This window comes from Chitinophaga qingshengii (assembly GCF_014529935.1).
GTDB lineage: Bacteria > Bacteroidota > Bacteroidia > Chitinophagales > Chitinophagaceae > Chitinophaga > Chitinophaga qingshengii.
Genome location: NZ_JACVFC010000001.1, coordinates 3,348,890 through 3,361,185 on the forward strand (window position 1 = coordinate 3,348,890; position 12,296 = coordinate 3,361,185).

At 47.2% G+C, this 12,296-nt stretch carries 8 protein-coding genes; 3 read left to right on the forward strand and 5 right to left on the reverse strand.

What is annotated here, in order from left to right; all coding sequences use genetic code 11:
* Positions 1–310 precede the first annotated feature (310 nt).
* Positions 311–3,538, forward strand: coding sequence for a TonB-dependent receptor (locus ICL07_RS13010; protein WP_188088335.1), 3,228 nt, complete (start codon positions 311–313; stop codon positions 3,536–3,538).
* 66 nt (positions 3,539–3,604) lie between these two features.
* Here the strand turns inward: ICL07_RS13010 and ICL07_RS13015 are convergent, their stop codons facing one another.
* Complete coding sequence (locus tag ICL07_RS13015) at positions 3,605–4,000, reverse strand: winged helix-turn-helix transcriptional regulator (RefSeq protein ID WP_188088336.1); 396 nt, start codon at positions 3,998–4,000, stop codon at positions 3,605–3,607.
* A 79-nt stretch (positions 4,001–4,079) separates the two neighbouring features.
* On the opposite strand from ICL07_RS13015, the gene ICL07_RS13020 reads away from it, so the two are divergent.
* The gene (locus ICL07_RS13020) at positions 4,080–4,961 is read left to right on the forward strand and encodes an NmrA family NAD(P)-binding protein (RefSeq protein WP_188088337.1); all 882 of its coding nucleotides are present in this window, start codon (positions 4,080–4,082) and stop codon (positions 4,959–4,961) included.
* A gap of 58 nt (positions 4,962–5,019) precedes the next feature.
* Here the strand turns inward: ICL07_RS13020 and ICL07_RS13025 are convergent, their stop codons facing one another.
* Together ICL07_RS13025 and mfd are read right to left on the reverse strand one after the other, a co-directional pair.
* The gene (locus tag ICL07_RS13025) at positions 5,020–5,727 is read right to left on the reverse strand and encodes an SIMPL domain-containing protein (RefSeq protein WP_188088338.1); all 708 of its coding nucleotides are present in this window, start codon (positions 5,725–5,727) and stop codon (positions 5,020–5,022) included.
* Positions 5,728–5,912: 185 nt separating this feature from the next.
* A complete protein-coding gene (gene mfd / locus ICL07_RS13030) occupies positions 5,913–9,284 on the reverse strand; it encodes a transcription-repair coupling factor (RefSeq protein ID WP_188088339.1) in 3,372 nt (1,123 codons plus the stop codon).
* Between the two features lie 160 nt (positions 9,285–9,444).
* Here mfd and ICL07_RS13035 point away from each other — a divergent pair, with 160 nt between their 5' ends.
* Complete coding sequence (locus tag ICL07_RS13035; RefSeq protein WP_188088340.1) at positions 9,445–10,167, forward strand: ferredoxin--NADP reductase; 723 nt, start codon at positions 9,445–9,447, stop codon at positions 10,165–10,167.
* Here ICL07_RS13035 and ICL07_RS13040 read toward each other — a convergent pair.
* Together ICL07_RS13040 and ICL07_RS13045 are read right to left on the reverse strand one after the other, a co-directional pair.
* Positions 10,164–10,784 (reverse strand): hypothetical protein, encoded by a 621-nt coding sequence (locus ICL07_RS13040; RefSeq protein ID WP_188088341.1) that lies wholly within the window; start codon positions 10,782–10,784, stop codon positions 10,164–10,166. The genes ICL07_RS13035 and ICL07_RS13040 overlap by 4 nt on opposite strands.
* Positions 10,785–10,832: 48 nt before the next feature.
* Positions 10,833–12,260 (reverse strand): glycine--tRNA ligase, encoded by a 1,428-nt coding sequence (locus ICL07_RS13045; protein WP_188088342.1) that lies wholly within the window; start codon positions 12,258–12,260, stop codon positions 10,833–10,835.
* Positions 12,261–12,296 lie beyond the last annotated feature (36 nt).

Consider the following 12,296-nt stretch of genomic DNA (forward strand, 5'->3'; position numbering starts at 1 on the left):
CGTAAACCCTGTCTTTTAAGACGGGGTTTTTTATGGCCCGATCTGTCATTTTCGTATAGTCATCCTGGTTGTCTTAAGAAAATTATTGTTTAAGAACTGTTAAACAAATCCGGTGCATCATCCCGCTATATGATTCTTAACATTGTTTTCATACAACATCTTAAACATGATAGTTTATTAACTTAACCGGAGATTAATTCAGCTATTTTAAGATCACTTTAAGCAGTCCTTAACAATTTGGTAATGATGAGTTAACATTATGGTTGCTTTGGAGTAGTTGTTTTGCACCAGCAAATACAACACTGGCTTTATGAAATCAATTGTCACGCTTCTAGTGAGCATTCTGGTCGTCTTCGGCTTCCAAACAACACAAGCACAGATTACCACTTCCATTATTTCAGGTAAAGTAGCGGATCCTGCCGGACAGGCGATCCCCGGGGTTACCGTAGTAGTGTTAAACACTGCCACCGGTACCAAAAATGGCACACAAACCAACAGCGATGGCCGTTACATAGTTCCGAACCTGAATCCGGGCGGTCCTTACACCATTACTGTATCTTTCATTGGTTATAAAAAAGAAGTAAAAGAAAATGTGAACCTGACCTTAGGTTCCACCAACTTTAACTTTAAGCTCGCAGAAGAATCCACTGCCCTGAGCGAAATCGTGGTAACCGGCAATACCGGCAGCAAAACCGGCGGTACCAAAATAGGACAGGAGCAGATCAAAAGCATCCCCAGCCTTAGCCGTAGCCTGCAAGACCTCACCAAGGTTACTCCGCAGAGCAACAACAACTCATTCCTCGGTACCAACTACCGTTACAACAACGTAACTGTAGATGGCGCCATCAACAACGATGCGATCGGCTTTAGCCCTTCCCTCGGTGGTCAAAGCGCTACCAGCGGTCAGCCAGGTAGCAGCACCCGTACCAATCCCGTATCTCTCGATGCGATCCAGGACGTACAGGTATTACTGGCTCCATTCGACGTTAAAATCGGTAACTTCCTCGGCGGTAGCGTGAACGCGGTTACCCGTAGCGGTACCAACGAAGTACACGGTTCCGTTTATGGTTACGGCCGTACCGCTTCCATGATCGGTAAAAACAACGCCGGTGACGGTTCCAAACTGCCTTCAGACTTCCACGAATACCAGGCAGGCGCCCGTGTAGGTTTCCCGATCATCAAAGACAAACTGTTTTTCTTCACCAACGAAGAAATCACCCGCCGCGTAGACCCGGTGATCCTCGCCGCAGGTTCCGCTGATGGTGGTGGTATCCTGACTCAGGACGACGCCGATAAAATTACCGCTGTCATGAAAAATTACGGCGTAGATATCGGAACCGCCGGTAACACCAGCATCTACTCCAACTCCAACAAATTCTTCAACAGATTGGATTGGCATATCAACAGCAAACATCAGCTGTCTGTTCGTAACAATACCATCACTTCTGAAGCGACTAACCTGGAACGTGATCAACAGAACTTCCGTTTCAAAGGTATCGACTTCAAACAGGTGAATAACCAGAGCTCTACCGTTGCTGAACTGAAAAGCACCTTTTCCAACACGCTCTCCAATAGCCTGATCCTGGGTTATTCCAGCATCCACGACTACAGAGACCCGCTGTCTAACCCAGCTGCTCCGCAGATTCAGATCAAAGGCCGCACTGCCGGTTCTACCATCTTCCTGGGTACTGACCGTGAAGCGAGCATCTTCAACATGAAACAAAAAACCTTTGAGATCACCGATAACGTGACCATCTTCAAAGGCAACCATACTTTCACAGTAGGTACACACAACGAGTTTTACAACATCACCTACGGTTTCGTAAACTCCTGGAACGGCCGTATCGACTACAACAGTGTTGAAGATTTCATCAACAACAATCCCAGCCGCGTACGTGGTAACTACAACTACGCCAACAACTCCCGCGATTTCATCATGGCGAATCCTCCGGCACAGTTCAAGGTTAACCTGCTGAGCCTGTACGGTCAGGATGAAATCCAGCTGACAGATCGTTTTAAAATCACTCCTGGCGTTCGTTTAGACTACACTGGTATTCCAAACAAACAACCGTTGAGCGACAAAACGATCAAAGCACCGGTTGACGCCAACTACGGTACCACCTATACGTATACCAAACCTCAGGATATCAAAAACAACTTCCTGAATAACGTACAGATTTCTCCGCGCTTAGGCTTTAACTATGACATCAAAGGCGACAACAGCCTCGTGCTGCGCGGTGGTACCGGTCTGTTTACCGGCCGTATTCCTTTCGCATGGTTAGGTTATGCTTACTACAACAACGGTGTAACTTATGGCGCTTACGATCAGAAATCTACCAAACCTTTCGTGAACACGCCGCTGCCAGCAGCTAAACCTTCTGATAACGGCATCGCTGATTTTGCTGCACAGAACGGTGCTAAAGTAAATGACGCTGCCGGCGCAACCCAGGTGGACCTGATCGACAACAACTTCAAAATGCCGCAGGTATGGAGAAGCAGCCTGGCACTGGAATACAACACCCGTGACCAGTGGAGATTCAGCATCGAAGGTATCTACACCAAAGTAGTAAAAGACCTGATGTTCCAGCAGATCAACCTGACAGATAATCCTACCTACTACGCATACGACGTGAACAAACAACAGCCCATCTGGTCTGGCGCAAAAACCAACCCGTTATATACCAACGCTTACCTGTTGTCCAACACCGATAAAGGTTACCGTTACAGCATCACTGCTCAGGTATCCAAATCCTTCCCCTTTGGTCTGAACTTCATGGCCGCCTATACTTACGGACAGGCTAAAGATATCACCAACGGTATCCGCAACTCCATGGAATCCAACTGGCAGCTGAACCAGGCGCTGAACCCGAACAACCCGGCCCTGGCTTACTCCAACTTCGATATCCGTAACCGTATCGTAGCTACCGTTAACTACAAACACGCCTGGGATAAGAGAAACAAATGGGTTTCCAACTTCTCCGTGTTCTTTAACACTTCTTCCGGTTTACCTTATACCTATGGCTTCGTAAACGCCACCGTACAGGGTACTCCTCAACAGGTGAGCCTGGCTTACATCCCGAAAGATGTAACCGATGCCACCAACTTCTTTGCTGACATCGCTGGTGGTAAAACTGCCGCTCAACAGGCAACTGAGTTCATGAACTTCATCAACGCCGATAAATACCTGAGCAGCCGCAAAGGCCAGTTCACAGAACGTAACGGTGGCCGTACACCATGGAATACCCAAGCTGACTTCCGCTTTAGCCAGGACTTCAACTTCAAGGCAGGTAAATCCATGCACACCCTCACCCTCACTTACGATATCGTGAACCTGACTAACCTGCTGAACAAAGAATGGGGTATTCAGTACTTCTCACCGAATACCTTCAACTCAAGCGCCAGCGTAGGTGCAACACCAACCGGCAAAGTAGTGAACAACTACCCGGTCCTGAAACTGGAAACACCAGGCTCTCCTTACTCCAAGGACTTCTTCGGTTCCCGTCATCAGATGCAGCTGGGTCTGAGATACAGCTTCTAATTGTAAGTACACATCCAATAAAAAAAATGGCGTCTCTGTTGAGACGCCATTTTTTTTATATTCATTTTATCCGGGGAAGTTTTTCATGTTCTTTTTGAAAACCTTGCCCGACTCCTTGCTATCCATCGCCGCCCAATTGGCCATGGCCCAGAGCACATCCCGCATAGCCTTTCCTGATTTGGTTAAACTATAGGTTACATGCGGCGGTATTACCGGTTCCGCTTTACGGGATACCAACCCATCTGTTTCCAGTTGTTTGAGTTGCTGTATCAATACTTTTTCTGTAATGGAAGGTACTGATCTTCTTAATTCGCCGTAGCGTTTAGATCCGGATAACAACTGGAACAAAATGATCGGTTTCCAGTATCCGCCAATCTTTTCCATCACGTAGGTAACCGGGCATAACTGGCTTGCCAGCTGCTTATTAGCCTGTATTACGGAGCTTTCTTTAATTGCTGTCATGGTACATACTTTAGGGTAAGTACTGGTAAAAAGTACAGTACAAATGTATCTTTGTTCCAGCAATAAAAAAACAACTACTATGAAAATTATCATCACAGGATCATTAGGAAATGTAAGCAAACCATTAGCTACCCAACTGGTAAACGCAGGACACCAGGTGACCGTTATCAGTCAGGATATCAATAAAACAGCCGCTATCAAAGCACTGGGCGCTACAGCCGCTATTGGATCTATCACCGACGCAGCGTTTTTAACTACTACTTTTAAAGGCGCCGATGCCGCATATACCATGATTCCGCCTATTGCCACATCCGGCAACTATTACCAGGATGTAGCCGCCATAGCTGACAACTATCGCCAGGCATTGGCAGAAGCGGGCGTAAAACATGTGGTCAATCTCAGCGCCATCGGAGCAGAAGTACCAACTGGCAATGGTTTATCCAGCGCTTTTTACCAGGTAGAAGAAACGCTGAACCAGCTGCCGGATACCCACATTACACATTTAAGGGCAGGTATGTTTTATACCAACTTTTACGGTAACCTGGCGATGATATTACAACAACATATTGTTGGGAATAATTTTCCGGGAGATATCCAACTCGCGCTGGTGCATCCGCAGGATATTGCAGACGCTGCTGCAGCCTCGCTTTCCGGCTTAACCTTCACCGGCAAATCATTCCGGTATATTACCAGCGATGAAAAAACGGGGAATGAAATAGCACAGATTTTCAGTACCATAGTGGGACAGTCTATTCCGTGGATAGCATTCCCCGACGAGGCTTTACAACAAGGCGCTATGCAAAACGGCTTCTCCGCACACATGGCTTCCCTTTTTGCAGCGGTAGGTATCAGTATCCGGGAAGGCCGGTTATTCAAGGGTTATGCGGATCATCAAACGGTAACGGGCAAACGAAAGTTTGAAACATTCGCGGCAGAGATGATACCATCCCTCGCCGTATAATAAAGAAAGGCTTCAACAGTATTGTTGAAGCCTTTGCTTTTTAGTTGTAGATTAGAGCTTATTTGATACCGAATACTGTTCTTACTTCAGCGCGGATTTTGATGGTTTTGAAATCAATTTCCGGAGCACCGCCACCCATTGCATCAGCAGATTTGTACATGGCTACGTTAGCAAATTGCGGACGGACATCAGTGTAGTTATCGGTATTGATTTCCTGTACTTCGATAATGTTGTCGATGCTGTTACCGATAGCAGCCAGCATGTATTCAGCTTTCGCTTTAGCCGCCTTCATGGCTTTGATTTTTACTTCCTGGCGGTATTGTTCCATTTTGCTGGAAGTAAAGGAAGCGATGCGGGTGCTTTCAATACCTTCTGCATCAACTGCACCGAGGATATCATTGATTTTATCCAGCTTGTTCAGTTTCAGGCGATATTGTTTGCGGGCCATGAATTCATTCGGATCTTTTTTCTTCCGTAAGATTTCATAATTAGAGCTGCTGATGTTCTCGATAGTCAGGCTTTCTTTCGGCAGCCCCGCGTCAGCGATGGCTTTTACCAGTTGTTTTTCCAGCGTGGTGATGTCCACTTTGTTTTTGCCTTTTATATATTCCTTCAGGGAGATATCCAGGTTGATTTCATCCGGTGTGATTTCTATTTCAGCAGAACCGTTTACTTCAATTTTCTTTACCTGTTTATTGTCGGCCTGTTGGGCGAAAGTGCTCAAAGCGAAGAATAATCCGGCGGCTAATAACATTACCTTTTTCATGTTTCCTAAGTTTTCTTATTTAAAAAATTTGTTTTCGTTGTTTGTACACCCTCATGATGCGATGTAAAAGCCTGTTTCCACAAAAGCGGGAAAAATTTTTTTTCACCCACCATCAAATAGACATAAAAACATATTCATTTCACATTATCAATGAAACGATTACACAGGAAAAATGTTACAAAAAATTATTTACGGCTGTCTGTTATGCCTTTAAGGAAAGCATGGAGATCGTCCATATGACGGATACGATTCACTACCAACATGAAGTTTTTACCTACTTGTTTGAGTTTAGCGTTGTTGGTACGGGTTTGTATATACGTTAATATATGATTGAACGTAGGCGATTCAAAATAAGGAGAGTCGGGGTTATTGATAAAGTAGCAGCGGAGGTTTTCTTCCTTGAGCATCATTTTTTCGAAGCCCAGTTGAATAGCCATCCAGCGGCAGCGTATCATGGTCAGCAGGTCTCTTACCGGTTCAGGCAGGGCGCCGAAGCGGTCTACCAATTCTTTTTCAAACTGCTGTAAGCGGCCGTCTTCCGTGATATTATCCAGTTCCTGGTACAGGTTCAGACGTTCCTGGATACTTTCTATATAAGTATCCGGAATGAGTATTTCCAGATCGGTATCAATGGTACAGTCGTTGACGAAGTCTTTTTTCTCTTCCAGTTGTTCTTTGAAGAGGTCGCGGAATTCGTTTTGTTTCAACTCGCGGATAGCTTCGTCCAGGATTTTCTGGTACATATCGAAGCCTATTTCTGCCATGAAGCCGCTTTGTTCGCCTCCCAGCAGGTTACCGGCGCCACGGATATCGAGGTCGCGCATAGCGATCTGGAAACCGCTGCCCAGTTCACTGTGTTGTTCCAGTGTTTGCAGGCGTTTACGGCTATCGGCCGTGAGTGTGCTCATTGGCGGCGCCAGCAGGTAACAGAAGGCTTTTTTATTACTGCGGCCTACGCGTCCACGCAGCTGGTGCAGGTCGCTCAGTCCGAAGTGGTGTGCGTTGTTGATGATGATGGTATTGGCATTCGGGATATCCACGCCGCTTTCCACGATATTGGTACATACCAGTACATCGTACTTACGGTCAATGAAGTCCATGATCACCTCTTCCAGCTGATGTCCTTCGAGCTGACCATGAGCCGTAGCGATGGCCAAATCGGGGCAAAGCCCCTGGATCAGTGAAGCCATTTCAGCCAGGCCTTTTACACGGTTGTGTATGAAGTATACCTGTCCGCCTCTTTCTGTTTCGTAATAAATCGCTTCGCGGATAGCGTCCTGGTTAAATACCTGTACTTCCGTTTCAATAGGCTGCCGGTTAGGCGGCGGGGTATTGATAATGGAAAGGTCACGGGCGCCCATCAACGAAAACTGCAGCGTTCTTGGTATAGGCGTTGCCGTTAGTGTAAGCGTATCTACGTTATGTTTCAGCTGTTTCAGCTTTTCTTTGGCAGAAACACCGAATTTTTGTTCTTCATCCACCACCAGCACGCCCAGGTCTTTGAACTTTACGTCCTTGCTGAGCAGGGCATGAGTACCGATGATAATATCGATTTTTCCTTCCTCCAGGCGTTTTAATGTTCCCTTTTTCTCTTTGGAAGATTTAAACCTGTTGAGATAATCCACCGTGCAGGGGAAATCTTTCAGGCGTTCAGAAAACGTTTTATAGTGCTGGAAAGCCAGGATAGTAGTAGGAACCAGTACGGCGGCCTGTTTACCATCCACGATGGATTTAAAGGCAGCGCGGATAGCTACTTCTGTTTTACCAAAGCCTACATCACCACATACGAGGCGGTCCATGGGGGCGGGGCCTTCCATATCCCTTTTCACGTCGGCGGTAGCCTTGCTTTGGTCCGGCGTATCTTCATACAGGAAGGAAGCTTCCAGCTCTGTTTGCAGATAGGTGTCCGGCGCGTGTGCAAATCCCTGCTGGGCCTTGCGCACGGCGTATAGTTTAATCAGGTCTTTGGCAATATCCTTAACCTGTGTTTTGGCTTTTTCCTTCAGCTTGTCCCATGCATCGCTGCCGAGTTTATTCACCCGGGGTTCCATGCCTTCCTTACCGGTATACTTACTGATTTTGTGCAGTGAGTTGATGTTTACATACAACAGGTCGTTGTTCTTGTAAATAATGCGGATCGCTTCCTGCATTTTACCACCGGATTCAATCTTCTGTAAACCGCTGTACACGCCTACACCGTGGTCGATATGCGTTACATAGTCGCCCGGTTGCAGTTCCCGCAGCGTTTTCATGGTAATGGCCTTGTTTTTATTATAGGCCTGCTTTACCCTTGATTTGTGAAAACGCTGGAAAATCTGGTGATCGGTGTAACAAACGAGTTTCAGCGAATGATCAATAAATCCGTGGCTGATCGCTACCGGTATGGGGAAGAAGACAAAGTCTGCCTTCAGGTCTTCAAAGATACTCCGCAAGCGTTCAAGCTGGCGCGGGTTATCTGCGAATATAAAAAGGGAATATTTGCCGGCGTTATGTTTACCCAGGTCTTTGATCAGGAGGTCGAACTGTCTGTTAAAGACTGGTTGTTCCTGTGTATCAAAGACGATAGTTTCTGAAGATTTACCGTTTTCCGTGAAGTAGTCTTTATTGCCGAAAACGATGGTCGTCTTTTGCAGCAGCTGTTCCAGCAGGGGAGCGGCTTTCACAAAATCATCCCCGTTCAGCACCATATCCTCGTCATCATTCACCTTCACTTTTTGGCCGGTCTGCAACCAGTCATCCAGCCTTTGTTCCAGCTGTTCCACCACCCCCTGGATATAAGCCGGGTCTTTCATCCACACCACCGTATTAGCGGGAAGAAATTCCACCAGGGAAGTCTTGTGGTGATCCACCGTATGGGTGTCCATATTGGCGATGAGCGTCACTTGTGTGAGCTTGCGTTCGCTCAGTTGGGTTTCCGGGTCAAACAGGCGGATGGAGTCGATATCTTCCCCGAACAATTCGATGCGGTAAGGTTTTTCATTACCGAAAGAATAGATATCGAGGATACCGCCTCTCACAGCGTATTGGCCGGGTTCATATACAAAGTCAGTGTATTCAAATCCCCAGGCTACGAGTTTTTCCAGCAGCGGGTCCACTTTCAGGACGTCTCCAACTTTCAGCTGCACCATATTGGCACTGAAAGCCTTGCTGCCGGCCACTTTTTCCCAGAGGGCTTCCGGGTAGGTGACCAGTACTTTTTTCCGGGTACTATCGCCGGAGAATTTCATGAGCGCTTCTGTGCGCAGCATGCTATGGCTGCTGTTGAGTTCCTGGAACTGTCCGGTTTTTTTGAAAGAGTCGGGGAAGTAGAAAATGTCAAGCGCCTGACTGAGTTCTTCCAGATCGTTCTGGAAATAGGCTGCCTCCTCTTTATCATTTAAAATAAAGAGATGGTTCGCGTCTGCATTTGCCCAGGCTGATACTGCCACAAAGTTTACGGCGCTTCCACTGAGGGAAGAAAGCTGAAAGTATTGTGGGGTGGGTGATTGTATCCCCTTCACCAGCGTCTGCAGGCGAGCATCACGTTGAAATAATTGTAATACAGCCTGTAAATTCATGAAGGCTGCAAAGATACAAAGATTTGGGTATTTGATTTACGGATTTTGGGATTTATGGATTTACGGATTTGGGGGATTAGGAGAGCGGATATTTCTTCGCAAAATCGTAAATCAAAAAATCCCAAAATCTTTTATTATATTCAGTGAAAATCCTATTTCCATGCAGGAGATCTGGTATACAGGCATCGTCACCCGGCTGGTAGATGAAACCCATAATACACGGCGTTTCTGGATCCGTATCCCAGAGCTGGAACGATTTGATTTTAAGCCCGGGCAATTTGTAACCCTGGACCTTCCCATTCATGAAAAGAAAAACAAACGCTGGCGCAGTTATTCCATAGCCTCCCATCCGGACGGCACCAATGAATTTGAGTTGGTGATTGTGTTACTGGAAGGCGGGGTGGGCAGCACCTATCTTTTCAATGAAATCAAAGAGGGAAGCACTATACCTGTACGTGGCCCGCTGGGTATGTTTACCCTGCCGGCCGATATGCAGAAAGACCTGTTCCTTATCTGCACAGGTACCGGTATTGCGCCGTTCCGCTCCATGGTCAACTATATACAGCTGCACCAGCTGCCTCATCCCGATATTCACCTGATCTTTGGCTGCCGTTATGAGCAGGATCTGCTGTATGCCGCAGAAATGCGGCAGCTGGAACAAACACTGCCCGGCTTTCATTATATCCCCACATTAAGCCGGCAAGAGGACTGGGCCGGTAAAAAAGGGTATGTACACAATGTCTATGAAGAGATCCTGGCGGGCGACAAAAAGCCGGCGCATTTTTATCTCTGTGGCTGGAAAGCCATGATAGACGAGGCCCGGCAACGTATTACCGCCATGGGGTACGACCGCCATGATATACACCTGGAATTATATGGTTAGAAGCTATAACCAAAGCCTGTATCCACGTTGGGGGTTACCCGATTGGAAGAAAACATCAGCATGGCACCCATTCTGAACATAAAATGTTTATTGATAAAATGCCGCCGGCCGGAAACCGACAGCCAACCTAACAAAGTACGGTCGGTAGCCCCTTCTTCAAACCAAAGCGAATCGCCAAAGAGGTAAGTCATGCCAGCGCCCAGCTCCAGACAGTTCCGGTCCGGGTTGGGTAAACCCAAAACATAATTAAGCCCTCCATAGAGACTGGGACGGGCGGGTGTAACGGCAATCGTGGTTGTCGTTGAATCTCTGTACCTATTTCCTTCACGGACAAGCCTATAGTTCAACCGGGTTTCTTTATAACGGGGCACAAAACCAACACCGGCCAACATGCCCAGGCCTGTCCGCTTTCCGGTAAAACGCATATCATAATTGAGTCCCAGGCCGCAGGAAGCACCGAACAGGGAGCCATATATCACATGTGGCCAGTTTTTGGGCAGATAAACCGGGTGTTTTTCAGGGGGAAATGAGATGGAATCAGCAGGGGCAGCCGTTTGGGCGTAAAGGGAAACGCAGCAAAACAAAAGGGCCACAGTAGTGATACTTCGTATACGCATAGGGGGTAGGGATATATACGAAATAAAACGACTGTGACCCGGAATATGTTACATGATCTTATTCAGCACAATGTTTCTTACTTCTGTGAGCGGAACGCGTTCCTGCTCCATAGTATCGCGGTAACGGATGGTTACCGTACCGTCTTCTTTAGTCTGGTGGTCTACGGTTACACAGAAAGGCGTACCGATAGCATCCTGGCGGCGGTAACGTCTGCCTATAGCATCTTTTTCTTCGTAGAAGCAGTGGAAGAAAGGCTTACAGCTGTCCATCAACTCACGGGCAATTTCCGGCAGACCTTCTTTTTTGATAAGCGGGAACACGGCCAGTTTGATAGGCGCCAGTTTTGCCGGGAGTTTCAGTACCACGCGGCTGTCTGCTTTCTCCGGTGTGCTCAGGTCCTGCTCTTCGTAGGCGTTGCAGATGGTTAACAGGAACATACGATCCAGACCGATAGAGGTTTCTATCACATAAGGCACGTAGTTCTGGTTAATTTCTGTATCGAAGTACTGGATTTTTTTGCGGCTGTATTCCTGGTGCTGTTTCAGATCGAAGTCAGTACGGGAGTGGATACCTTCCACTTCCTTGAAACCGATCGGGAATTCATATTCGATATCCACCGCTGCATCGGCGTAGTGGGCCAGTTTCACGTGGTCTTTGAAACGGTATTTGGAAGGGTCTGTACCGAGGCTCAGGTGCCACTGCATTCTTTCTTCTTTCCATTTCTCGTACCATTCTTTCTGTGTGCCAGGGCGTACGAAGAACTGCATTTCCATCTGTTCAAATTCGCGCATACGGAAGATGAACTGACGGGCAACGATTTCGTTACGGAAAGCTTTACCTATCTGAGCGATACCGAAAGGCACTTTCATGCGGCCCGTTTTCTGCACGTTGAGGAAGTTCACGAAGATACCCTGCGCTGTTTCCGGACGCAGATATATCTCATTAGCTTCGTCTGTAACGCTACCCAGCTGGGTGGAGAACATCAGGTTAAACTGACGGACGTCTGTCCAGTTGGAAGTGCCGCTAACGCTGCAGGTTATCTTTTTCTCTTCGATCAGGGTTTTCAGGCCTGCGAAGTCATTTTCTTTCAGGAGTTCGTCCATCCGGGCCAGCACCGCGTTACCTTCTGCTTCCGGCAGTGTTTCCACGTACGCTTCAATCAGGTGGTCTACCCGGTAACGTTTTTTGCTGTCCTTGTTGTCGATCATAGGATCGCTGAAGTTGTCCACGTGACCGGACGCCTTCCAGGTGGTAGGATGCATGAAGATAGCTGCGTCGATCCCAACGATGTTTTCGTGCAGCTGGGTCATGCTTTTCCACCAGTAGTCCTTAATATTTTTCTTCAGCTCGGAACCATACTGACCGTAATCGTATACCGCGCTGAGCCCATCGTATATTTCGCTGGACTGAAAAACAAAACCGTATTCTTTACAATGCGATATAATCGCCTGGAATTTATTCTGATCTGTAGACATAGTGGCGCAAAGATAAATGCCAATTTTGAAAATATG